We start from the raw sequence: 22,521 nt of genomic DNA on the forward strand, positions 1-22,521 counted from the left end.
CGGTCTTCTGCCTGCGTGGACACCGCCCTTGCGGCAGTGCGCCCGTAGGCCAATCCTGGGCCCGCGCCGGCCTGCGGTCATTGATGCCGATCAAGCGGCGGCGAGCGTCCGCACCAGCGTGTCGGAATCCACGTTGCGGCCGGACAGCACGGCGACGGTCCGCCCCTCCGCCGGCACCTTTCCGGCCAGCAGCGCCGCCACCGCGGCGGCCCCGGCACCCTCCGCCACCATGCCGAAGGAGCCGTGCAGGGTCCGCATCGCCGCCGCGACCTCCGCCTCCTCCACCTCGACCAGGGCGTCCACGAAGCCGGCCAGCAGAGCTTGCGGCAGCTTGCCCAGTGCGTCCACCGCGATCCCGTCGGCCAAGGTCGGCCCCCGCCGCCGCGCCAGCCGCACCCCGACCACGGTGACGGAGGGCTTCCACGCCTTCACCGCCGCCGCCATCCCGGCCAGCAAGCCACCACCACCCACCGGCACCACCAGCCTGTCGAGGTCCGGGCGGTCGGTCAGCACCTCCAGCCCCACCGTCCCCTGTCCCGCGATCACGTCCGGGTCGTCGTAGGGATGCACGAAGGTCAGACGCCGCTCCGCCGCCAGTTGCAGCGCGCGAGCCTTCGCCTCCCCCACGCTGGATCCGGACAGAACGACTTCGGCACCCAACGCCTCCGTCCGCTCCACCTTGCAGCGCGGCGCGGTGACTGGCATGACGATGGTCGCCGCCACCCCCAGCCGCTGGGCGTGCAGCGCCAGTCCGGCGGCGTGGTTGCCCGCCGACATGGCGACGACGCCCGCCGCGCGCTCCAGCGCCGTCAGACGCAGCAGGCGGTTCAGGGCGCCGCGCTCCTTGAAGGCGCCGGTCGCCTGGAAGGTCTCGGCCTTCAGCCAGACGTCACGCCCCAGCGTTGGAGCGTGCAGCAGCGGCGTGCGGACGATCCGCCCGCTCAAACGCTCGGCGGCATCCTCGATGGCGGAGAGGGGAAGCCAGGGCGGCAAACGGTCTTCGGTGTCGCGGCGACAGGAAACGGAAGGCAGACGGGTGGCGTGCGCGGACGGCATCGCGGGAGTCCTCGGGCGGAGGGAACGAACGGGGGCGGAAAAGGAAGGCGCGAAACCCGGCCCGCGTCAGCGGACCGGGACGATAATTCGCGCAGAGCCCCGCATTCGCTCCGCCGGAAGGCGCAACGGACGCACGAAGGAACAGGTCAGGGGATCGTGATGAACCGGATTGCGGGTTCCGGAAGACCCAGGGCGCACGGACACGCCACACTCCACACCAGATTGCGAAAACGAACGCTCGCGGTCCGGCGCCCTCTGTCAGAGCGCCGGGGCGGTAATTCGCATTCGGTTCAGGTGCGGGGTCGATTGCATGGGTCCAGGCTGCCCCAGAAGGACGGCCGCGGTCAAGCGCTTCCTAGCGCCCTTCCCGCTTGGCGAGAAAAGCCAGCCGTTCCAGCAGATGCACGTCCTGCTCGTTCTTCAGGAGCGCGCCGCACAGCGGCGGGATCAGGCTGCGGGCGTCCTTGGCGCGCAGGGTCTCGGGGTCCACGTCCTCGACCATCAGCAGCTTGATCCAGTCGAGCAGCTCCGAGGTGGAGGGCTTCTTCTTCAAGCCCGGCACTTCGCGCAGGCTGTAGAACAGCGACATCGCCTCGCGCAGCAGGTCCTGCTTCAGGCCGGGATAATGGACATCCACGATCCGCTCCATGGTGTCGCGGTCGGGGAAGCGGATGTAGTGGAAGAAGCAGCGGCGCAGGAAGGCGTCCGGCAGTTCCTTCTCGTTGTTGGAGGTGATGATGACGAGGGGGCGCCGGGCCGCCTTGACCGTCTGCCGCGTCTCGTAGACGTGGAACTCCATGCGATCGAGTTCGAGCAGCAGGTCGTTGGGAAACTCGATGTCGGCCTTGTCGATCTCGTCGATCAGCAGCACGGGGGGTTCCGGCGCATCGAACGCCTCCCACAGCTTGCCGCGCACGATGTAGTTGCCGATGTCGTGCACCCGCTCCTCGCCAAGCTGGCTGTCGCGCAGGCGGCTGACCGCGTCGTACTCGTAGAGCCCCTGCTGCGCCTTGGTGGTGGACTTGATGTGCCAGGCGAGCAGCGGCTTGTTCAGGGCGCGGGCGACCTCCTGGGCCAGCACGGTCTTGCCGGTTCCCGGCTCCCCCTTCACCAGCAGCGGGCGCTCAAGCGTGATGGCGGCGTTTACGGCCACCATCAGGTCGTCGGTGGCGACGTAGGAGTCGGTGCCGGTGAAGCGCATGCCTGTCGGTTCCACGGTATCGTTCGTTGACCCGCGCATCCTTCCAGCACGGCGGGCGTCATGCAAGACGGAACCGCCACGAGCCGCCCAGCGTTCCCCCGCGGAAGGAGTCCGCCATGGCGACCGATCCGAATTTTTGGCCCGATTATCTGGAACAGCACCGCGACCCGACGAACCGGGCACTGCACGTCGCCGGCACGCTGTCGGCGGCGGCCCTGCTTGGGGTAGGACTGGCCCGCCGCGACTGGCGGGCGCTCGTGGCGGCGCCGCTGGTCGGCTACGGCGCGGCGTGGCTGGGCCATTTCCTGGTGGAGCGCAACCGGCCCAAGACGCTGGACGCTCCACTGGCCTCGCTGGCCGCGGACGTCCGCATGGCCGGGCTGGCGCTGACCGGACAGCTGGCGCGGGAATACCGGCGCTACGGCATTCCCGACCGTCCCGGTCTCGTCATTCGCCGGCGCCCGCCGGGCGCACCCGCGTTGGCGCCGGTGCCCTCGGACGAGAAACGCAGTTATTAGGAGGCGGCCTTCGCCGCCAGCGCCTTCTCGATGGCCTCGACGGCGGCGGGCGCCAGCGCGGCGTCCGGGCCGCCGGCCTGGGCCATGTCCGGACGGCCGCCGCCACCCTTCCCGCCCAGAGCCTCCGCACCGACGCGCACAAGATCCACGGCGCTGATCTTGGCCGTCAAGTCGTCGGTGACGCCGACAACGATGGACGCCTTGCCCTCGTTCGACGCGATCAGAACGACGACGCCGGAACCGACCTGCTTCTTCAGCTCGTCGGCCATCGGCTTCAAGTCCTTGGCCGGCAGGCCCTCGACCACGCGGGCGGCGAACTTGATGCCCGCGATGTCCTTGGCCTCGTTGCCGCCGTCGGCCTTCGCACCACCCCCCATCGCCACCTGACGGCGGAGTTCGGCCAGCTCGCGCTCCATCTTCCTGCGCTCGTCGACCAGAGCGGCGAGGCGCGACGGGACGTCCTCCGGACGGACCTTCAGGACGGACGCGGCCTCGGTCAGCAGATGGTCGCGCTCCGACAGCCAAGCCTTGGCGCCGGTGCCGGTCAGCGCTTCGATGCGGCGCACGCCCGCGGCGACGGCGCCCTCGGCGACGATCGTGAACAGGCCGATGTCGCCAGTGCGGCGGACGTGGGTGCCGCCGCACAGCTCGATGGAATAGTCGCGGTCCAGCTCACCGTGCGGGCCGCCCATGGAGACGACGCGCACCTCGTCGCCGTACTTCTCGCCGAACAGGGCCATGGCACCCGACGCGCGGGCCTCGTCCGGGGACATCAGGCGGGTGACGACCTCGCTGTTGCCGAGGATGCGGCGGTTCACCTCGTCCTCGACCGCGGCGATGTCGGCCGGAGTCAGGCCGGTCGGCTGGCTGATGTCGAAGCGCAGGCGCTCCTGGGCAACCAGCGAGCCCTTCTGGGTGACATGCTCGCCCAAGCGGCGGCGCAGCGCCTCGTGCAGCAGGTGGGTGGCCGAGTGGTTGGCGCGGATGGCCGAGCGGCGCTCCGTATCGACGCGCAACTCCACCACGTCGCCGACCTTCAGCGTGCCCTTGGTAACCGTGCCGACATGGGCCCAGACGGCGCCCAGCTTCTTCTGGGTGTCGGAGACGGCGACCTCGGTGCCCTCGGCGGAGAAGATCACGCCGGCATCGCCAACCTGACCGCCCGACTCGCCGTAGAAGGGCGTCTGGTTCACGATGACCAGCACCTCGTCCCCGGCGGCGGCCTGCTCGACGCGGGTGTCGCCCTTGACGATGGCCGTCACCTTGCCCTCGGCGACCTCGGTGTCGTAGCCGAAGAATTCCGTGGCGCCCAGTTCGTCCTTCAGCTCGTACCACAGCTTCTCGGTCGTCGCTTCGCCCGAGCCGGCCCAGGACTCGCGGGCCTTGCGGCGCTGCTCGTCCATGGCGGCCTTGAAGCCGCTCTCATCGACCGGGCGGCCCTGGGTGCGCAGCACGTCCTGGGTCAGGTCGAGCGGGAAGCCATAGGTGTCGTACAGCTTGAAGGCGACGTCGCCAGGCAGCGGCTGCCCCTCGCCCAGGCGACCGACCTCGTCCTCCAGCAGGCGCAGGCCGCGCTCCAAAGTCTGCTTGAAGCGGGTCTCCTCCAGCTTCAGCGTCTCGACAATCAGGGCGCGGGCGCGGTTCAGCTCCGGATAGGCGTCGCCCATCTGCTGGATAAGCGCCGGAACGAGACGGTGCATCAGCGGCTCTCGCGCGCCGATCATGTGGGCGTGGCGCATGGCGCGGCGCATGATGCGGCGCAGCACGTAGCCGCGGCCCTCGTTCGACGGCAGCACGCCGTCGGCGATCAGGAAGCAGCAGGAGCGCAGATGGTCGGCGATGACGCGGTGCGAAACGGCGTGCGCGCCGTCGGGCGCGGTCTTCGTCGCCTCGGCGGAGGCCACGATCAGCGCCCGCATCAGGTCGATGTCGTAATTGTCGTGCTTGCCCTGGAGCACGGCCGCCAGACGCTCCAGCCCCATGCCGGTGTCGATGGACGGCTTCGGCAGAGCGACGAGATCGTCCGGACCGCGCTGTTCATACTGCATGAACACGAGGTTCCAGATCTCGATGAAGCGGTCGCCGTCCTGGTCGGGCGAGCCCGGAGGACCGCCGGCGATGTGCGGGCCGTGGTCGAAGAAGATCTCCGAGCAGGGACCGCAGGGTCCGGTGTCGCCCATGCGCCAGAAATTGTCGTCGGTCGGGATGCGGATGATGCGGTCGTCCGACAGGCCGGCCACCTTGCGCCAGATCCCCGCCGCGTCCTCGTCGGAGCTGTGGACGGTGACCAGCAGCTTGTCCGCCGGCAGCCCGAACTCCTTCGTCACGAGGTTCCAGGCGAAGGCGATCGCGTCGTCCTTGAAGTAGTCTCCGAACGAGAAATTGCCCAGCATCTCGAAGAAGGTGTGGTGCCGCGCCGTGTAGCCGACATTGTCCAGGTCGTTGTGCTTGCCGCCCGCGCGCACGCATTTCTGCGAGGTGGTCGCGCGCGAATAGGGCCGCTGCTCCGCCCCGGTGAAGACGTTCTTGAACTGCACCATGCCGGCGTTCGTGAACATCAGCGTCGGGTCGTTGCGCGGAACCAGCGGCGACGACTCCACGATCTGGTGGCCGTTCTTCGCGAAAAAGTCCAGGAACGTGCGGCGGATGTCGTTGGCGGTCTTCATAAGCTGTCCAGGCTCCGGCTACGGTCGGCTACAGTCGGCGGCGCGGCCTTGTCGCGGCCGAACCGTGCTTTTAACGTGAGTTGGTGTGGCTGTCCACAGAGTGCCAGCGGCGCTGCGGACCGCGATGGCACAGGCCTCGCACTCCACCCCCGGCGGGCTTGGCCCAAGCGGCGCAGTCAACGCGCTTCATCTTTGAATATCGTTTGATCGAAAGTCCTATTTGCGGTGAAATTCTCATACCGCACCGCGAAATCATTAAAAACAGAAACTTGAGACTTCGAATCGGCCACATTGTTCTTTAGTATTACATAATTTTTAAATTTCCACCACAAAACCGCGCTGCCTTTTATTTTCAAATCATTACCCATTGGACGTTCTTCCAAGGGTCAAGAGACGAACCCGCTCAATAGGCTCTTCATTTTTTCTCAAAACCCTCATTCACAACCCAGAGATTCTGCAACTGCGAAGCAGAAATCACAAAAACAACGCAATGCTTCAAACGAAAGTGCCATTGTATCCCCATGACACATCAAGCGTATTAGAAAACATCACACGAATAAAAGCCGTCATAAACTGCCCCCCTCCTTACTCGCCAATACGGCACGCAAACCCCTCAATTTACTTGCGGGAACGGCACCGCATACGGAAAGAGCAAACACGATGCTGAATGATCTTGGCTCCAAGCTGCGCAAATCCATCGATTCTCTGGCCTTCAAGAGCAGCGTCGCGGCAGCGGCCTGCATGACGGGGTTGTGCCTGACGGCGGGCTCCCCGGCATTGGCGGGATCGGTGACCCAACCGGGCGAAACCATCGGCCTCGCAGTCGGCGCACCGTTGCCGGAAGGCGTCTATTTCGTCGACACCTTCAACTGGGGTGTCCGCGAGGGCCAGAACGGCGCTCCCGACACCACGTTGGCGGTGAACATTCCGGTGCTGGCCTGGGCGACGCCTGCCAAGGTCCTGGGTGCCCGCCTCCAGTTGCTGGCCGCCCTGCCGGCACTTGCCGTGGGCGTCCAGAACAGCGATTACACGAGCGGCATCTACAACCCGTTCCTGGCGAGCCAGTTGGCGTGGGACCTGGGGAACGGCCTCGGCGTCAGCTACCTGCTGGGCGTCTATCTGCCGGTGGGCAACAAGCTGGGCTTCGACTCGACCTCGATCAACCAGCGCCTGGGCATCAGCTACACCGCCGACGACTGGAACCTGACCGCCAACGCGATCTACGGCATCCACACCCGTTCGGAATCGCGGACGCTCAACCCGGACTTCCTGAACATCGACATCACCGCCACGAAGAATTTCGGAAAGTGGACGGTCGGCCCGGTCGGCTTCGCCTCCTGGGATTTGAACAAGCCGACCTCCACCTACCGGAAGCAGGACCAGATCGCCCTGGGTGCCCTGGCCGGCTACAACTTCGACAAGGTGATCCTGCAGGGCTACCTGACCCGCACGGTCAGCGAGACCAACTACGGCGGCAAGGACACCCGCGCCTGGGGCCGCCTGATCGTTCCGTTCTAAGCGGAACCATTTCTCCAGCTCTCCGCACAAAGAAAAGGCCCCTCTCCAGCGAACCGGAGAGGGGCCATTCTGTCGGCAACGGAACGCCCGAATCACTCCGGCGTGGCGGCCTCGCCGTCGGCCTCCGGGGTGCCCATCATGGCGTCGGCGACAAGGCCGGCGTTGCCGCGGATCTTCGCCTCGATGGCGTCGGCCGTGGCCGGGTTGTTGCGCAGGTAGTTCTTGGCGTTCTCGCGGCCCTGGCCGATCCGGGTGCCGTCGTAGCTGAACCACGCGCCCGACTTCTCCACCACGCCGGCCTGGATGCCGAGGTCGAGAAGCTCGCCCACCTTCGACACGCCCTCGCCGTACATGATGTCGAACTCGACCACGCGGAACGGCGGGGCCATCTTGTTCTTCACCACCTTGACGCGGGTCTGGTTGCCCACCACCGTCTCGCGGTCCTTGATCGCGCCGATGCGGCGGATGTCCAGACGGACGGAGGCGTAGAACTTCAGCGCGTTGCCGCCCGTCGTCGTCTCCGGGTTGCCGAACATCACGCCGATCTTCAGGCGGATCTGGTTGATGAAGATCACCAGGCAGTTCGACTTGGCGATGGAGCCGGTCAGCTTGCGCAGCGCCTGGCTCATCAGGCGGGCGTGCAGGCCGACGTGGCTGTCGCCCATCTCGCCTTCCAGCTCGGCGCGCGGCACCAATGCTGCCACCGAGTCGACCACCAGCACGTCGACGGCGCCGGAGCGCACCAGCGTGTCGGCGATCTCCAGAGCCTGCTCACCGGCGTCGGGCTGGGAGATCAGCAGCTCGTCCACGTTCACGCCCAGCTTGCGGGCATAGGACGGGTCCAGGGCGTGCTCCGCGTCCACAAAGGCGCAGGTGCCGCCGCCCTTCTGGGCCTGGGCGATGGCGTGCAGCGCCAGCGTCGTCTTGCCCGAGCTTTCCGGCCCGTAAATCTCGATGATGCGGCCGCGCGGCAGGCCGCCGATGCCCAGCGCGATGTCGAGGCCGAGAGAGCCGGTGGAAACGACCTCCGTCTCGACCGTGTTCTCGCGGGCGCCGAGCTTCATGATCGAGCCCTTGCCAAAGGCGCGCTCGATCTGCGCCAGAGCGGCATCCAGGGCCTTCTGCTTATCCATGGAATCCTTCTCGACCAAACGAAGCTGTGCGGACGACATGCCCGTCTCCCCTTGTTAGATCACATCCGCGGCCCCAGGGCCAACGATCTCACCAACGGTCATTCGGTGAGAGGGAATGTACCAGCTTTGTTCCTCTTCGCAAAGCCCTAAGTTCCGCGAATGTTCTCATCGTAAGTTAGGAACGATTCGGCGCCGTGCAACGGAATTCCAACTGCGGCGTTCAAGAGGAGATGCTCCGCCAACGCCTCCCGAAGAGCCACGCATGACGACCGTCCACTCCACGCTCGACCGCATGATCGACCGCCTCACCACCCAGCGCGTCGCCCTCGGCTGGGCCGCCGGCTGCGTTGCAGGAACCCCTGGCCTGGTGATGGAGATCGGCCTGGGAAAGGGCCGCACCTACGACCATCTGCGCAGCCTGTTCCCACCACGCGACATCCTGGTCTTCGACATGTGGGCGCGCGTTCCCGCCTCCCTGCGGCCGGACGAGGACCGACTTTTCCTCGGCGATTTCCGGGACACGCTGCCTGCCGCGGCGGAGCGCTTCCGCGGTGCGGTTCGGCTGGCCCACGCCGACATCGGCAGCGCGCAGGAAGACGACGAGGACGGCATCCGCCAGTGGATCGGCGGGCTGGCCGAACCTTTCCTGGCGCCGGGCGCGCTCGTCCTGTCAGACCGCCCGATCGGCACCGGCCGTCACGGGTGGGAGGCTCTCGACGTTCCGGGAACGGAACGCTGGACCTATCACGGCTGGCGCGTCGGATAGACGGCGCCGCGGCCTCCCCGGCCACCGCTATTTGCCGTCCCGGATGACCTCCTTCACCTTGGAAGCCAACTGCTTCAGGGAGAAGGGCTTGGGCAGGAAGTGGGCGACCTCGACCCCGTCGATTTCGCCCAGCCGGTCCTCGGCGTAGCCGGAGATGAAGATCACCCGCATGTCGGGCCGCACCTGCCGGACATGGCGAGCCAGGGTCGGTCCGTCCATCTGCGGCATCACCACGTCGGTGATCAGCAGGTCGATGCGGTTGCCGTCCGTGCCGATCTGCTGCAACGCGGCCTCGCCGTTCTTGGCCTCCAGGACCTGATAACCCTTGTTGCGCAACGCGCGGGCGGAGAAGACGCGCACGGCGTCCTCGTCCTCCACCAGCATGATGGTGCCGGAGCCGGTCAGGTCGCTGCCGCGCCGCTCCCGCGGCTCGCCCTGGTCGGGGCGCGCCTCGCCCTTGTGGCGGGGCAGCAGGATGGTGAAGGTCGTCCCCTCCCCCTTCTCCGACTCGACCAGCACGAAGCCGCCGGTCTGGCGGACAATGCCGTAGACGGTGGACAGCCCCAGGCCGGTGCCGGACCCCACGCCCTTGGTGGTGAAGAAGGGCTCGAAGATGCGCTGGAGATTCTCCTTGGGAATGCCGCAGCCGGTGTCGATCACCTCGATGGACACGTAGTCGCCGGCCGGAATGGTCTCGTGCTCGCGGCGCTGCGCCTGTTCCACCACATGGTTGGAGGTGACGATGGTCAGTCGCCCGCCACCGGCCATGGCGTCGCGCGCGTTGACCACAAGGTTGATGATCACCTGCTCGAGCTGGTTCTGGTCCACCTTGACGTAGCCGATGTCGCGGCCGTGGAGCATCTTCAGCTCGATGTTCTCGCCGATCAGCCGGCGCATCAGGTTGCCAAGCTCGGCCAGCACATCGGTCACGCTGAGGATGCGCGGCTGCAGCGTCTGCTGGCGCGAGAAGGCCAGGAGCTGCCGCACGAGGTTGGCCGCGCGGTTGGCGTTCTGCTTGATCTGCATGATGTCGCTGAAGGACTGGTCGCCCGGCTTGTGGCGCAGCAGCAGCAGATCGCAGAAGCCGATCATCGCGGTCAGCAAGTTGTTGAAGTCGTGGGCGACGCCGCCGGCCAGCTGGCCGACCGCCTGCATCTTCTGCGACTGGGCGAACTGGGCCTCCAGCCCCTTGCGCTCGGTCATGTCGATGAAATGCAGGATCAGCCCCGCCGCCCCTTCCGGCCCCACCCCGCCGAGCCGCCGCGCGTAGAGCTGGGCCACCAGCTCGCGCCCGCCGGTCAGCCTCACCTCCAGCGGGGCGGTGGGGTCGGAACCGCCCTGCACGGCGGTCAGCCGCTCGGACACCATGGCGCGCTCCGCCGGGACGATCAGGTCGGCCATGCCCCGTCCGAGGACGTTGCCGGCATCGCTGCCGATCAGCGCCAGAAAGGCCTGGTTGCACTCGGCCAGCCGCCCGCCCTCGTCCACCAGGGCGATGCCGATCGGCGCGTCCTCGAAGAAGCGCTGGAAGCGCTGTTCGGACAGCCGCAGGGCCTCCTGCCACTCGCGTTCCGGCGTCAGGTCGCGCACGACGGAGCGGGTGTGCGAAATCCGCCCGTCCTCGCCCCTCACCACGCTCTGCGCGACATAGGCCTGGAAGCGGCGGCCCTGGAGCCCGTCCATGGCGATCTCGCCGCGCTGCTCCAGCCCGCCGCCCTCCAGGAAGTCGTAGGGAGCGGAAACGGCGGGCGGATGGGCCAGAACGTCGTGAAGGCGGCGCCCGCCCTCGACCAGATCCTCCGGCGCGCAGCCCAGCCACTTCGCCAGGGTCGCGTTGACGAACTGGAAGTGCCCGTCCTGGTCCACCGAGAAGAAGCCGATCGGCGCGTGGTCCATGAAATCGATGAGCTGGGTCTGCTCGCGCCGCGTCACCTGCTCCAGCTCCCGCCGCGCGGTGATGTCCTCGACGCGCCACATCACCGCCCCGGCGTGTCCATCGATGGGCTGCCCCTGGATGCGGCGCCATTCGGCAGCGCGCCCCTGCTGGCGGACCACCAGCTCGATGGAACCGGAATAGCCGCCCTTCACCCGCTCGCAAAGGCGGCGGAAGGCGTCGGCGCTGTCCGCATCGTCGGCGAACTGGCGTTCGAGCGCACGCAGCGGCGGCTCGCCCTCGCTCCAGCCGGTCAGCGAGCGGAAGGTGCTGTTGACGAAGACCACATGCCCGGCGCCGTCGCAGACGAGCTGGCCGGAGGGAAGCCCCTCCAGCGCGCTGCCCAGCAGGGAACCGACGCGGGCCACCCGCCGCCGCGCGCGGACCATGCGGATCGCCAAAGCCAAGGCTCCCGCTCCCGCGGTGGTCAGGCCGGCCCAGGCCAGCGGGTCGCGGTCCAGAACCACCCCAGTCCCCGCGGCGCCCAGCCCGGCCAGAAGAAGGACCGCCAGAACCGCGGTGGCGAAGCCGCCGCCGGGCCGTTCCCCCACCCCCGCGGCACCATCGGGGCGTTGGCCGGCGGGAGCGCTGTCGGCAAAGGAAGAGGTCGTGTCGTCCACCGGAACTCCAGGTCAGCCGTTCGCTGCAAGGAAAGGTCCGGGAACGGCCCTCAGTTCCGCACCGCGCGTCCTTTCAGCTTGAAGACATAGGTAATGACTTCCGCCACGGCGCGATAGTGCTCGGACGGAACCTCCTCGTCGATATCGCATGCGGCATAGAGCGCTCGGGCGAGGGGCGGGTTCTCCATCACCGGCACGCCGTTCTCCTCGGCTATCTCGCGGATCTTGAAGGCGACGGCGTCGGCGCCCTTCGCCACCACCATCGGGGCACCCATGGTGGTGGAGTCGTATTTCAGCGCGACGGCGAAGTGGGTCGGGTTGGTCACCACCACGTCGGCGCTGGGCACCGCCGCCATCATGCGCTTGCGCGCCCGCTCGAAACGCAGCTGTCGGATGCGGCCCTTGACGTGCGGGTCGCCTTCGGCCTGCTTGTGCTCGTCCTTCACCTCCTGCTTGGTCATGCGCATCTTCTTGTCGAAGCTGTGGCGCTGCCAGAACAGGTCGGCCCCGGCGATCAGGGTCAGAATGGCCAGAACGCCGGCGAGCAACCGGAAGGTCAGGCCATCCATCTCACGAAGCAGCAGCATCATGTCAATGCCGATGAAATGCCCTATGGTCAGCATCATCGGCTGAAGCGCGATGTAGGCGACGACGCCGACCACCGCGACCTTGGCCAAGCTCTTCAGCAGATCGACACCTTTCTGGGCGCTGAACAGGTTGGCGATGCCGGAGATCGGATTCAGCTTGCTGAATTTCGGCGTGATCAGTTCCCAGGAGACGTTGAAGCCTTTCTGTCCGATGGTGCCGATCACTCCGGCGAACAGCAGGAACAGGATCGGCAGCCACAGCGCCCACAGGATGTCCTTCATCACCCGCATCAGCACCGCGCCGACCCCGCCCTGGTCCATGGGGATCTGGTCCAGGTTCTCGAAAAAGAAGTTCAGGCGGGGCACCATGCCCTTCAGCGTTCCAGGCAGGATCGTGATCAGGATCACCAGCGCCGCGGCGATCATCAGCCAATTGCCGATTTCCTGCGTCATCGCGTACTGGCCCTGCTTGTGGGCCTCATCGAGCTTCTTTTGCGTAGGATCTTCTGTTTTGGATGATTCATCCGCGTCTTCGGACACCGGATCTCTCCCCGCTCAGCCCGGTCTCAGGAAATCGACGAAGGCGGCCTCGAAATGGCTCAGCCAGAACATCATCATCGCGGCCAGCGTCAGGGCGAACATGAACAGCCCCAGCGCGACCTGCAGCGAGGTGAACAGGAAGAACACCTGGATCTGCGGCGCCAGCTTGTTCAGCAGACCAAGCGCCAGCGCGAACAGCATGCCGGAAATCAGGAACGGCGCCGCCATCTGCACGCCGAGCATGAAGGACTTGCCGACCAATTGCCCGACCAGGTTCGCCATGTCGTCGATGGGGATCGCCGCCCCCGGCGCGAAGGTCGAATAGCTGTCCACCACCGCCATGATCAGCAGATGATGAAGGTTGGTGATGAAGATCAGCAGCAGCCCAAGCCAACCCATCAGGGCGCCGGGCAGCGATCCCTGAGACGCCATGGCCGGGTTGAACATCTGGGCGTTCGACAGGCCGGACTGAAGCGCGATGATCGTCCCGGCCACCTCCAGCGCGCCCATCAGCAGGCGGGCGACGGTGCCCATGAAGATGCCTACGGTCACCTCCCCGGCGATCAGCACGAACAGGCGGAAGATGTTGTCAGGCATCGGCGGCATGCGGTCGCCGAGCACCGGCGCCACCAGAACGCTGACCGCGACGGAAAAGAGAAGGCGCGTGCGGGTGGAGACGAAGGCATCGCCGATGGTCGGCATGATGCTGAAAGCCGTCCCGACGCGCGCGAAGACCAGCAACCAGAGGAAGATCTGGTCGCCCAGAAACTGCTGAAGCAGGTTCATCCGCCGCCGCCGGGCAGATTTCCGGCGTTGGGGACGCTGTTGGCGCCGGTGCCGATGGCGACGATGCGGTCAGCGACCTCATGCTCGAAAAAGGACCGCAACTCGCCCAGCATGAAGGGCATCAGCAGGATCGACAGGCCGAAGACCAGAAGGACCTTCGGCACCATGGCCAGCGTCTGCTCGCTGATCTGGGTGACCGCCTGGAACACTGAGATCACCGTGCCGACCACCATCATGGCGACCAGCACCGGCGCCACCACGAACACCAGCGTGACGATGGAGGTGCGGCAGATCTCGATGACGTCGGTTTCGCTCATGATGCTTCGCTCGGGGCGCTTCTGCTCAAGGTCGGCAAGCCGCCGTCAGATCGGCATGCGCAGGATTTCCTGATAGGCCGACAGCACCTTGTCGCGCACGGCGGTGACGGTCTGCAGCGTCACCTCGGCGTTGGTGACGGCCTGGACGACGTCGGTCAGGTCGGCCTGCCCGACGGCGGCCCGGGCGGTCATCGTCTCGCCCTGCTTCAGGTCGCCGATGACCTCCTTGGCGGTCTGCTCCAGAACGTCGCCGAAGCTGACGCCGTTGCGCGGGGCCATGCCCGGCCCGGTCGTGGAGGCGGCCGTGTTCGCGTAGGCCGCGGCGGCGTTGATCGGGTTGACCATGGGACGTGCGTCCTTCCTTCAGAAAAAGCGTCGCGGCGTCAGGCGCGGAGAATGTCGATGGTGCGCGTCAGCATCTGGCGGGCGCTGTCCACCGCCGACAGGTTGGCCTCGTAGGAGCGCTGCGCCTCGCGCATGTCCATCGCCTCGACCACCGAATTGACATTGGGCAGCAGCACGTAGCCGTCGGCGTCCGCAGAGGGATGCGAGGGGTCGTAGCGCCGCTCGAAGTCCTTCTTGTCGACGTCGATCTTGGCGACGCGGACCAGATCGACTCCCATCTGGCGGTCCAGGGCGTTCTGGAACATCACGACCTTGCGCCGGTAGGGCAGATCGCCCGGCGTTTCCGCCGTGGTGTTGGCGTTGGCCAGATTTTCCGCAATGGTCTTCAGGCGCGTGCCCTGCGCCTTCATGCCGGACGCGGACACCGCCATCGACGTGTAGAGATCCATGTTCCGCCTCCTTCTCCCTGAACCCCGCCGCTCCTTAACCGCCGCTGCGGATGGAGGACCGGATCAGGTTGACCTGCTTCTTGTAGAGGTTCGTGATCGTCTGAAAGTCCATGCCGGTCTGGCCCTGCTTCAGCATCTGCTCTTCCAGGACCACGTTGTTGCCGTCCGGCGCCGTCTCGTAGGGATTGCGCTGGCGCTGCTCCTGGTTCAGCCCGCCCGTGCCGCGCGTCCCCTGGAGGTGCGAGGCGTTGGTCGCGTTGGGCTGGAGGCGGCGGCTGTCGGACAAGGCGTCGCGGAAGGTGAAGGGCTTCAGGTCGCGGCCCTTGTAATCCGGCGTGTCGGCGTTCGCGATGTTCTGCGCAATCACGTTCTGGCGTTCGGTCAGCCAGCCCATCTTGCGCGACATCAGCTTGAAGAGGCCGAGGTTTTCGAGATTCATCGCCGGGTTCCGGTCTGAGGGCCTGCCGCCCGGACGCGCGAAGGCGCGCACCAAGGCGGGCGGGATGCATCACAGCATTCCGATCTTCCGCCGTTTCAGTTAATCAAAGATGAATCCAGCCCACGGCATCGCTCCGTCCTTATCCCGCCACGCTTGAGCTTCATGCTTCGTTAAGCATGTTCCGCCAGGATACGCCCATCGACACAGGCCATCCGGCAGGAGCCCCTTGTCCGAGCCGACTCCCAACCACCGCCCCCTTCCCAACCGGCCCGTCGCGGTCGCGCTGAAGTATGAGCTGGGCGACCAGTCCCTGCCCCGCGTTGTCGCCACCGGCAAGGGTCATGTGGCCGAACAGATCCTGGAGTTGGCCTTCGCCAACGGCGTGAAGGTGCGCGAGGACGCCGACCTCGTGCAGATCCTGTCGGCGGTGGACATCGACTCGGAAATCCCCATCGAGGCCATCGCCGCCGTGGCCGAGATCCTCGCCTACGTCTACCGCGCCAACGGCACGCTGCCGCCGTCTGCGGAACCGGCCACCGGAGAGGCTCCGTGACAGACACCGCGACGCTCCGCCGGGACATCCAAGCTCTGGCCGCCGCGCTGGAGGAGACCCGCGACCAGATGGAGGCTGGATTGACGGCGGACCTCACCGGGCTCGACATCCGTGTCGCCGCCCTGTGCGCCGAGGCGCAGTCCGTCCGCGGCGACGCCGAACTGGCCGCCGCCCTGGAACGCCTGCTCCCCACGCTGGACGCCGTCGCGGCGGCGCTGACCCGCCAGAGGGAAACGCTGGCCGCCGCCGCCGAGGGACGCCACGACCCCCATTCGGCGCGTCAGCGCGCCAGCGCCGTTTACGGCCGCAGCGCCTCCGCCGACCTCCCCTCCGACCCGCCGGCCACGCCGTCCCGACAGAGCTGACCTGATCCATGGGCCTCGACCAGTACATCCAATTCGTTCTCGCCCTCGCCTTCGTCATCGCGCTGATCGTGCTGGTGGCCTGGGTGATGCGCCGCATCGGTTTCGGCGGCATGACCGCCACGTCGGGGCGCCAGCGCCGGCTGGGCGTCGTCGAGGTGCTGCCGCTTGACGGCAAGCGCCGGCTGGTGCTGGTCCGCCGCGACGACCGTGAGCATCTGCTGCTGCTGAGCGCTTTCGGCGACCAGGTGGTCGACCAGACGCCACGCGGCGGCTTCCAGGGCGCGATGGCCGAGGTTTCCGTCCCGCCGCCCGCGGGGGAACGGTCATGAAGGTCGGCACCGGCGGGACGGGACGGCTGGTGTTCGCCGGCCTGCTGGCCTTGGCGATCGGAGTCGCCGGGGCGCTGGCCGCCGGGCCGGCGCTGGCCCAGAGCATGACCTTCGACTTGGGCGACGCCGGGGGATCGACCACCGGGCGCATCGTCCAGATGGTCGCGCTGATCACCGTGCTCTCGCTGGCGCCGTCGATCCTGATCATGATGACGGCCTTCACCCGCATCGTCATCGTTCTGTCCTTCCTGCGCTCGGCGCTGGGCATCCAGCAGGTGCCGCCGAACACGGTGCTGATGTCGCTGGCGGTCTTCCTGACCTTCTTCGTCATGGCCCCGGTGTTTGAGCGTTCCTACAACCAGGGCATCCAGCCCCTGATCAACCAGGACATCGACGAGACGGAGGCCTTCCGCCGCACGGTCGCCCCGCTGCGCGAGTTCATGCTGAAGCACACCAGCGAGAAGGACCTGCGCCTGTTCATGGACATGGCGCGCATCGAGAACGTGGCGGACGCCGAGCAGACCCCGCTGCATGTGCTGGTTCCCGCCTTCATGATCTCGGAGATCAAGCGGGCCTTCGAGATCGGCTTCCTGCTGTTCCTGCCCTTCCTGATCATCGACATGGTGGTATCGTCGATCCTGATGTCGATGGGCATGATGATGCTGCCGCCGACCATGGTGGCGATTCCGTTCAAGATCATCTTCTTCGTGCTGGTGGACGGCTGGTACCTGATCGCCGGATCGCTGGCGCGCAGCTTCGGCACGCTCTGAACAGGGTGGCCACGGCCTCCGGCACAGATCGTCGCAGGTGAAACCGCCTGCGGACGGGCGCATCGGCTTGCGCTAGTATTGGATCTGGGAAGAGCGTAAGAGGATCGGCCCGCGCGAGCGCACCGACCGCCGCCGTACCCGCAGCTTGTGGCTTCTTCGTCCCCCGCTCGGACTCCCAACGGACCCCCTCCACGTCCCACATGTCAGACACGACCCTGAAAGCCGCGGCACCCGACAAGGGCAGGCTGGCCGCGCTCACCCTCGGTGCGCTTGGCGTCGTTTACGGCGACATCGGCACCAGCCCGCTCTACACGCTGCGCGAATGCTTCTCGCCGGAGCATGGGCTCGCCCTGACGCCGCAGAACATCCTGGGCATCATGTCCATGGTCTTCTGGGCGCTGGTGCTCGTGGTCACGGTGAAATACGTGCTGTTCGTCATGCGCGCCGACAACAAGGGCGAGGGCGGCATCCTGGCCCTGCTGGCGCTGGCGACCAACAGCCGGCCGGATTCCACCGGGCGGCTGTCCGGCCTGATGGCGATGGGCCTGTTCGGCGCCGCCCTGTTCTACGGCGATGGCATGATCACCCCGGCGATCTCCGTCCTCTCCGCGGTGGAGGGGCTGGAGGTGGCGCAGCCGGCGCTGGAGCGGGTCGTGGTGCCGGTGACCGTGGGCATCCTGATCGCCCTGTTCGGAATCCAGAGCCGCGGCACCGAGAAGGTCGGCCGGCTGTTCGGCCCGATCATGGTCGCGTGGTTCGCCACACTGGGCCTGCTCGGCCTGATCGAGCTGGTCAAGGAACCGCAGGTCCTGGCCGCGCTCGACCCGCGCCACGCCATTCATTTCTTCGCCTCGAACGGCTGGATCGGCTTCCTGGTGCTGGGCGCCGTCGTTCTGGCCGTCACCGGGGGCGAGGCACTCTACGCCGACATGGGCCATTTCGGCCGCCGCCCCATCAAGGTGGCTTGGCTGGCCGTGGTGCTGCCCGCGCTGCTGCTGAACTATCTCGGCCAGTGCGCCCTGCTGCTGAGCGATCCCACGGCGGTGCGCAGCCCCTTCTACCTGCTGGTGCCGGAGTGGGGCCTCTATCCGATGATCCTGCTGTCGACCTGCGCGGCGGTGATCGCCAGCCAGGCGGTGATCTCCGGCGTCTTTTCACTGACCCGGCAGGCGGTGCAGCTCGGCCTGTGCCCACGGCTGGACATCCGCCATACCTCGCAGGAGGAAGGCGGACAGATCTACATCCCGCGGGCCAACTGGGGCCTGCTGTTCGCCGTCATCGGTCTGGTCGTCTGGTTCGAATCCTCCAGCCGGCTGGCGACCGCCTACGGCATCGCGGTGACCGGCGACATGGTCATCACCACCATCCTGGCGCTGGTCGTGGCGCATCGCCGCTGGAACTGGAGCCTGCCCGTCTGTCTGGCGCTGGGCGCGCTGTTCCTCAGCGTCGACTTGGCGCTGTTCCTTGCCAACGCCGTGAAGATCCCGCACGGCGGCTGGGTGCCGCTGGTCATCGCCGCGGTAACGCTGGGGCTGATGTCGACGTGGCGCCGCGGTCGCGCCGTCCTGAACCGCCGGCTGGCCGAGGATTCCCTGCCGCTGGACGGCTTCGTCAAGCGGCACGCCAAGTCCTCCGACATCCAGCGGGTGAAGGGAACGGCGATCTTCCTGACCTCCAGCGCCGACACGGTGCCGATCGCCCTGCTGCACAACCTGAAGCACAATCAGGTGATGCACGAGCGCATCGTCTTCCTGACCGTGATGGTCGAGGACGTGCCCCGCGTTCCGGCCAAGGAGCGCGTCGTCCTGGAGGGACTCGCCGACGGCTTCTACCGCCTGACGGTGCGCTACGGTTTCTCGCAGGAGCCGAACATCCCCAAGGCGCTGCGGCTGTGCAAGGCGTTCGGGCTGGAGTTCGACGTGATGACGACCTCCTTCTTCCTCGGCCGCGAGACGCTGATCCCCCGCATCAACCCGCAGATGGCTCAGTGGCGGGAGAAGCTGTTCGTCGTGATGTCGCGCACCGCGGTCAGCGCCACCGACTTCTTCAAGATTCCACCGAACCGCGTGGTCGAGCTGGGCACCCAGGTACAGCTCTGAGGGTTTGCCGCCGCTTCACTGATAAAAAAAACCCCGGTCCATTGGACCGGGGCTTTTCGTTGAGCGAAGGCGTGTTCCAAGACAGGATCAGTTGATCGCCGCGCTCTGTTTGCCGCGGTAGTTCTTCAGGAACTTCTGGAACACGTCCACCTCGGCGACGCGGGAACGCACGGTGTTGACGTCGATCAGGCCCAGCGCCTGCTCCGGCCGGGTCAGCACGCGGAAGGCGTCGACGTCGGGACCGTTGGTCATCGCCGATCCGAACTCCTTGCGCAGCAGGTTCAGGTTCGTACCATCCCCGGCCAAGGCCAGGGCCACCGCGCGGTTCAGGACGAGTTGCGAGGTCGCCGGGTTGATCGGCTGGGTCGGCGGCGGCGGCGGGCCGATCAGCTTGTTCAGGGCGAAGGCCGCGGCCTCCCACTTCTGGGCGCGCCACGCGATGTCCACCCGCAGCGAGTTGGCCGGCTTGCTGTCGTCCTCGGAGAGCAGCAGCAGCGCCTCATCGCCGCGGCCCAGCTCGGCCAGCGCCTTGGCCTGCATCAGGCGGCGCTCGCCCACCAGATCCGCCGGCAGGTTCGGCACGTTGGACAGCTCCAGCGCGCGCAGGGCGTCCTCCGGCTTGTTGTCGAGCAGCCGGACGGATGCGAGCCGGGTGCCGACCCGCGCCTTATCCTCGCCGGACAGGCGGTATTCCACCTGATGCTGCAGCAGGTCGGCGGCGCGGTTCAGCAGGTCCACCGAGATAAGCCGCTCGGCGAGCTGGCGGATCACCTCGTCGCCCGCCTCGCCCACCGGGGTCAGCTCGCGGAACTGGTCGTAGAGCTGGAGCGCCTCGATGGTCGGCAGCTTCTGCGCCCCGTCCTTGTAGAGGTCGGCGAAGATGCGCGACATCTCGCGGGTGATCTCCTCGGCCCGCGGCGTGTCGGCGACCAGGGCGGCCGTTTCCTTCATGGCGTTGAAACCGTCGGCGTACTGGCCGGCGGCGATCAGCACCTCGCCCATGCGCTGGCGGATCTGCATCTCCAGCTCGTCGCCGCGCCACGTGAAGGTCAGCCCGGCCAGCCGCTCCGCCGCGGCGGGCGGTGACATCTGGCCTTCCGCCAGCTGCAGATTCACCAGCGCCAGCCCGGCCTTGGCCCGGTAATAGCGGTCGAGGCTGTTGTAGGAGGCGGTCAGCTGCTCCAGCGCCCGCTCCGGCTCGTTGGTCTGGGCGTAGTAGAGGCCGCGCAGGTACTGGACGTCGGGCCGCTCCTCCGCGTCGGTGCCGCCGCGCTCGACGATGCGGTCGAGCAGCCGCTTGGCAAAGGGCGCGTCGCCGGTCTTCAGCGCGGCCTCGGCGGCGCGGGTCGCCAGCTTGGTCAGGATCGGGTCGGGGTAGGAGTTGAGGATCGGCGCCGCGGCCTTGAAGCCGGCCTGGGCCGCCGGCCAGTCGTTGCGGTCCGCGGCGATGGCGGCGCGCCACAGCGCGGCCTCGCCGTTGTTGGCGAGGTTCGGATGGGCGAAATCCTCCGCCGCGGCATCGGTGTTTCCCGCCAGGAAGCGCGCCGCCCCGCGCAGGGCGCGGAACTCCGGCCAGCCCTCCAGGTCGGGCTGGGCCTCCTGCAACACGTCCATCATGCCGATGGCCTCCTGCCCGAAGCCGTTCGCCAGATAGAAGCGGGCGAGGTCGAGCTGGGCGCGGGGCCGTTCGGAATCCGGCGCGTTGACGATGTTGAGCTGAAGGTTCTGCCGCGCCTCGGTGTAATGGTCGAGGTCGCCCTTCTTCCAGGCTGGCAGGTCGAACAGGCGGCGCCCGGAGGGCACCGGCTTCGGGTCTGTGGGCGGAGTCAGCGTGTTGGACGCGCCGCCGGGGGACGGTTTCGGCGGCAGCGAGGCCGTCTGCGCCGATGCCGACGGGCGGTTTCCGGCGTCGGCCATGGGGGACAGGTGAAGGCCACCCGCCGCGGTCACCTCCACCCCTTCCTTCACCGGGCGCACGGTGATGGCGTCGGCGATGGGCCGGACGACGACGCCCTGGTAGCTGGGCAGCAGTTCCAGGTCGGCGTAGCGGTGCGATTCGGGAATGGCGTTCCCGGGAGCCGGCAGCGGAACGACCTGGAGGCGGTCGCCGACGTCGGGGTCGGACAGCGTCACCACGGTCGCCGCGTCCGCGGCGCGCACCAGCAGACGGGCGCCCAACAGGAAATCCGGCTCCGGATCGATCTTCAGTTCGAAGGGTGGCGTGCCGGTCAGGCGGCTGGACGGCGTGATCTTCCAGCTCGTCCCCTGCCGTTCGATCTTCGGCCAGACCAGTGCACCGATCCTGGTGCGGAAGGCACTGCCGCCGGTGGCCGGCACCGGCTCGATCGCGCCGACCGTCCCGGCCCCGCCGATGGCCTTTCCGGCACCGATGGGCAGCGGCTTGTCGAACACGATGTAGAGATGGCCGGCGCGCGGGTAGACGGCGATGGAGGCTGGGCCACCCGCGTCAAAGACCAGCGTCGGCCCCTGCGGCTCGGCTTTCGCCGGATCGGGTTTGGCGGGGTCGGTTTTGGCGGGGTCGGTTTTGGCGGCTTCGGCTTTGGCGGGCACAGAAACCGCCGCGACCTCCTTCGCCGGGAGAGGCGCCGCAGCCGGCCGTGCGGCGGCGGCCGGGGGTGTCGCGGGTTGCGGGGCTGCGGCTGCGGCCGAGGGTGGACGCACCGTGGTCGTGGTGGCGCCGGGCGGCGGCGCACTCGCCGCGTCGCCCGTCGGCAGACCGGCGCGCGTGCCCGGATTCTGCACGTCGATCACCACGGAACGGCCGGACTTGCTGTCCTTGATCTCGGCGTCCTGCGGCACGGCGAAGGTCACCGCCAGCGCGCCGTTGGCCTGCCGGAACTGCTCCACGTTCTGGATGTTGCGCAGCGCCGTCCTCGCCACCGGCGCCAGATCGGCATTGCCGTTGCGATCGAACAGCAGCGTGGCCGATGCGCCATCGCGGCGCAGCGTGTAGTTGGCGCCCTCCGGCCAAGTGAAGGACAGGCGGCTCTGCTCCGGCGTGTCGGCCACGCTGACCGTCACCCGCCCTGCGGAGCGCGCCGGAGCGGGTGCGGCCGGTGTCTCGACCTTGGCCGCTGGAGCGGGGGGTTGGGCCGGCGTCTGGCTCTGGGCCGGCGCTTCCGCGGCGGGGGTCAGGTCGAGCGCCACGGCGTTGCCGTTGCGGAAGCTCTTCAGCGTCACCGGCCGCTTCAGGTCGAAGGTCACCGTCGTGCCGTCGCCGCCGATCCTCACACCGGACAGATAGCCGGGCAAGGCCGCCACGGTGCGGTCCAGCGCGGCGTTGATCGGCTCGTCGAAGCGGACAACCAGCGTGTTGCCCTCCACCGACGCGCTGTAGCCCGTCTGGCGCGGCCAGTCGAAGACCATGCGCCCGAAGGTCTTGTGGGTGGCGGCGCGCACCGGAACGTCGACGGCCCAGGCAGCCGGGGTGACGGCGATCTGGGCGGCAAGCAGGGCCGTGGCGGCCACGAAGCCGCTCAGCCAGCGCCGGTATGCCCTGCCCCGCCCCAT

At 67.6% G+C, this 22,521-nt stretch carries 20 protein-coding genes; 8 read left to right on the plus strand and 12 right to left on the minus strand.

Annotation, left to right across the window (positions count from 1 at the left end):
* Positions 1-90 precede the first annotated feature (90 nt).
* Both ACWPXE_RS16835 and ACWPXE_RS16840 read right to left on the minus strand, forming a co-directional pair.
* Positions 91-1,056, minus strand: a complete 966-nt coding sequence (locus tag ACWPXE_RS16835) for a pyridoxal-phosphate dependent enzyme (protein WP_454018723.1) — start codon at positions 1,054-1,056, stop codon at positions 91-93.
* A gap of 355 nt (positions 1,057-1,411) precedes the next feature.
* Entirely contained in the window at positions 1,412-2,257 is an 846-nt protein-coding gene (locus ACWPXE_RS16840) for an AAA family ATPase (protein ID WP_200776143.1), read from the minus strand.
* Positions 2,258-2,373: 116 nt separating this feature from the next.
* Here ACWPXE_RS16840 and ACWPXE_RS16845 point away from each other — a divergent pair, with 116 nt between their 5' ends.
* Entirely contained in the window at positions 2,374-2,775 is a 402-nt protein-coding gene (locus ACWPXE_RS16845; RefSeq protein WP_454018724.1) for an Mpo1-like protein, read from the plus strand.
* Here ACWPXE_RS16845 and alaS read toward each other — a convergent pair.
* Complete coding sequence (alaS, locus tag ACWPXE_RS16850; protein WP_454018725.1) at positions 2,772-5,441, minus strand: alanine--tRNA ligase; 2,670 nt, start codon at positions 5,439-5,441, stop codon at positions 2,772-2,774. The genes ACWPXE_RS16845 and alaS overlap by 4 nt on opposite strands.
* 660 nt (positions 5,442-6,101) lie before the next feature.
* Between alaS and ACWPXE_RS16855 the strand changes: the two genes are divergently transcribed.
* Positions 6,102-6,959 (plus strand): transporter, encoded by an 858-nt coding sequence (locus ACWPXE_RS16855; RefSeq protein ID WP_454018726.1) that lies wholly within the window; start codon positions 6,102-6,104, stop codon positions 6,957-6,959.
* 92 nt (positions 6,960-7,051) lie between these two features.
* On the opposite strand, the gene recA is transcribed toward ACWPXE_RS16855, so the two are convergent.
* Positions 7,052-8,131 (minus strand): recombinase RecA, encoded by a 1,080-nt coding sequence (gene recA / locus ACWPXE_RS16860; protein WP_014240962.1) that lies wholly within the window; start codon positions 8,129-8,131, stop codon positions 7,052-7,054.
* A 223-nt stretch (positions 8,132-8,354) separates the two neighbouring features.
* On the opposite strand from recA, the gene ACWPXE_RS16865 reads away from it, so the two are divergent.
* Positions 8,355-8,858, plus strand: coding sequence for a class I SAM-dependent methyltransferase (locus ACWPXE_RS16865; protein ID WP_454018727.1), 504 nt, complete (start codon positions 8,355-8,357; stop codon positions 8,856-8,858).
* 27 nt (positions 8,859-8,885) lie between these two features.
* Here the strand turns inward: ACWPXE_RS16865 and ACWPXE_RS16870 are convergent, their stop codons facing one another.
* From ACWPXE_RS16870 to flgB, 7 genes are read right to left on the minus strand one after another with little or no spacing between them, the layout of a single operon-like run.
* Positions 8,886-11,411 (minus strand): PAS domain S-box protein, encoded by a 2,526-nt coding sequence (locus tag ACWPXE_RS16870; RefSeq protein ID WP_454018728.1) that lies wholly within the window; start codon positions 11,409-11,411, stop codon positions 8,886-8,888.
* A gap of 50 nt (positions 11,412-11,461) precedes the next feature.
* The gene (flhB, locus tag ACWPXE_RS16875) at positions 11,462-12,538 is read right to left on the minus strand and encodes a flagellar biosynthesis protein FlhB (RefSeq protein ID WP_454018729.1); all 1,077 of its coding nucleotides are present in this window, start codon (positions 12,536-12,538) and stop codon (positions 11,462-11,464) included.
* Positions 12,539-12,553: 15 nt separating this feature from the next.
* A complete protein-coding gene (fliR, locus tag ACWPXE_RS16880) occupies positions 12,554-13,324 on the minus strand; it encodes a flagellar biosynthetic protein FliR (protein WP_454018730.1) in 771 nt (256 codons plus the stop codon).
* Complete coding sequence (locus tag ACWPXE_RS16885) at positions 13,321-13,641, minus strand: flagellar biosynthetic protein FliQ (RefSeq protein WP_109070594.1); 321 nt, start codon at positions 13,639-13,641, stop codon at positions 13,321-13,323. The genes fliR and ACWPXE_RS16885 overlap by 4 nt, the downstream gene beginning before the upstream one ends.
* A 45-nt stretch (positions 13,642-13,686) precedes the next feature.
* Positions 13,687-13,986, minus strand: a complete 300-nt coding sequence (gene fliE / locus ACWPXE_RS16890; protein ID WP_237903201.1) for a flagellar hook-basal body complex protein FliE — start codon at positions 13,984-13,986, stop codon at positions 13,687-13,689.
* Between the two features lie 38 nt (positions 13,987-14,024).
* Positions 14,025-14,435, minus strand: a complete 411-nt coding sequence (gene flgC, locus ACWPXE_RS16895) for a flagellar basal body rod protein FlgC (protein WP_094302992.1) — start codon at positions 14,433-14,435, stop codon at positions 14,025-14,027.
* Between the two features lie 34 nt (positions 14,436-14,469).
* Positions 14,470-14,874 carry a flagellar basal body rod protein FlgB gene (flgB, locus tag ACWPXE_RS16900; protein WP_014240970.1) on the minus strand — a complete coding sequence of 135 codons (405 nt, stop codon included), beginning with the start codon at positions 14,872-14,874 and terminating at the stop codon, positions 14,470-14,472.
* A gap of 226 nt (positions 14,875-15,100) precedes the next feature.
* Here flgB and ACWPXE_RS16905 point away from each other — a divergent pair, with 226 nt between their 5' ends.
* The 5 genes from ACWPXE_RS16905 to ACWPXE_RS16925 all read left to right on the plus strand — a co-directional run bounded on the left by ACWPXE_RS16905 (position 15,101) and on the right by ACWPXE_RS16925 (position 18,990).
* Entirely contained in the window at positions 15,101-15,427 is a 327-nt protein-coding gene (locus ACWPXE_RS16905) for an EscU/YscU/HrcU family type III secretion system export apparatus switch protein (RefSeq protein ID WP_014240972.1), read from the plus strand.
* Positions 15,424-15,792, plus strand: a complete 369-nt coding sequence (locus ACWPXE_RS16910; protein ID WP_454018731.1) for a hypothetical protein — start codon at positions 15,424-15,426, stop codon at positions 15,790-15,792. The genes ACWPXE_RS16905 and ACWPXE_RS16910 overlap by 4 nt, the downstream gene beginning before the upstream one ends.
* An 8-nt stretch (positions 15,793-15,800) precedes the next feature.
* Positions 15,801-16,121: a FliO/MopB family protein gene (locus tag ACWPXE_RS16915; RefSeq protein ID WP_454018732.1), complete on the plus strand. Its 321-nt coding sequence runs from the start codon at positions 15,801-15,803 to the stop codon at positions 16,119-16,121.
* Positions 16,118-16,891 (plus strand): flagellar type III secretion system pore protein FliP, encoded by a 774-nt coding sequence (fliP, locus tag ACWPXE_RS16920; RefSeq protein ID WP_454018733.1) that lies wholly within the window; start codon positions 16,118-16,120, stop codon positions 16,889-16,891. The genes ACWPXE_RS16915 and fliP overlap by 4 nt, the downstream gene beginning before the upstream one ends.
* Positions 16,892-17,091: 200 nt before the next feature.
* Positions 17,092-18,990: a potassium transporter Kup gene (locus ACWPXE_RS16925; RefSeq protein ID WP_454018734.1), complete on the plus strand. Its 1,899-nt coding sequence runs from the start codon at positions 17,092-17,094 to the stop codon at positions 18,988-18,990.
* 87 nt (positions 18,991-19,077) lie between these two features.
* Here the strand turns inward: ACWPXE_RS16925 and ACWPXE_RS16930 are convergent, their stop codons facing one another.
* Positions 19,078-22,521: a tetratricopeptide repeat protein gene (locus ACWPXE_RS16930; protein WP_454018735.1), complete on the minus strand. Its 3,444-nt coding sequence runs from the start codon at positions 22,519-22,521 to the stop codon at positions 19,078-19,080.

It is taken from the genome of Azospirillum sp. Marseille-Q6669 (assembly GCF_965111635.1).

Excerpts from the sequence above, each read along its gene's own strand:
- ACWPXE_RS16835 (WP_454018723.1), bottom strand. The coding sequence starts at position 1,056 with ATGCCGTCCGCGCACGCCACCCGTCTGCCTTCCGTTTCCTGTCGCCGC.
- ACWPXE_RS16840 (WP_200776143.1), bottom strand. The coding sequence starts at position 2,257 with ATGCGCTTCACCGGCACCGACTCCTACGTCGCCACCGACGACCTGATG.
- ACWPXE_RS16845 (WP_454018724.1), top strand. The coding sequence starts at position 2,374 with ATGGCGACCGATCCGAATTTTTGGCCCGATTATCTGGAACAGCACCGC.
- alaS (WP_454018725.1), bottom strand. The coding sequence starts at position 5,441 with ATGAAGACCGCCAACGACATCCGCCGCACGTTCCTGGACTTTTTCGCG.
- ACWPXE_RS16855 (WP_454018726.1), top strand. The coding sequence starts at position 6,102 with ATGCTGAATGATCTTGGCTCCAAGCTGCGCAAATCCATCGATTCTCTG.
- recA (WP_014240962.1), bottom strand. The coding sequence starts at position 8,131 with ATGTCGTCCGCACAGCTTCGTTTGGTCGAGAAGGATTCCATGGATAAG.
- ACWPXE_RS16865 (WP_454018727.1), top strand. The coding sequence starts at position 8,355 with ATGACGACCGTCCACTCCACGCTCGACCGCATGATCGACCGCCTCACC.
- fliR (WP_454018730.1), bottom strand. The coding sequence starts at position 13,324 with ATGAACCTGCTTCAGCAGTTTCTGGGCGACCAGATCTTCCTCTGGTTG.
- ACWPXE_RS16885 (WP_109070594.1), bottom strand. The coding sequence starts at position 13,641 with ATGAGCGAAACCGACGTCATCGAGATCTGCCGCACCTCCATCGTCACG.
- fliE (WP_237903201.1), bottom strand. The coding sequence starts at position 13,986 with ATGGTCAACCCGATCAACGCCGCCGCGGCCTACGCGAACACGGCCGCC.
- flgC (WP_094302992.1), bottom strand. The coding sequence starts at position 14,435 with ATGGATCTCTACACGTCGATGGCGGTGTCCGCGTCCGGCATGAAGGCG.
- flgB (WP_014240970.1), bottom strand. The coding sequence starts at position 14,874 with ATGAATCTCGAAAACCTCGGCCTCTTCAAGCTGATGTCGCGCAAGATG.
- ACWPXE_RS16915 (WP_454018732.1), top strand. The coding sequence starts at position 15,801 with ATGGGCCTCGACCAGTACATCCAATTCGTTCTCGCCCTCGCCTTCGTC.
- fliP (WP_454018733.1), top strand. The coding sequence starts at position 16,118 with ATGAAGGTCGGCACCGGCGGGACGGGACGGCTGGTGTTCGCCGGCCTG.
- ACWPXE_RS16925 (WP_454018734.1), top strand. The coding sequence starts at position 17,092 with ATGTCAGACACGACCCTGAAAGCCGCGGCACCCGACAAGGGCAGGCTG.
- ACWPXE_RS16930 (WP_454018735.1), bottom strand. The coding sequence starts at position 22,521 with ATGGGGCGGGGCAGGGCATACCGGCGCTGGCTGAGCGGCTTCGTGGCC.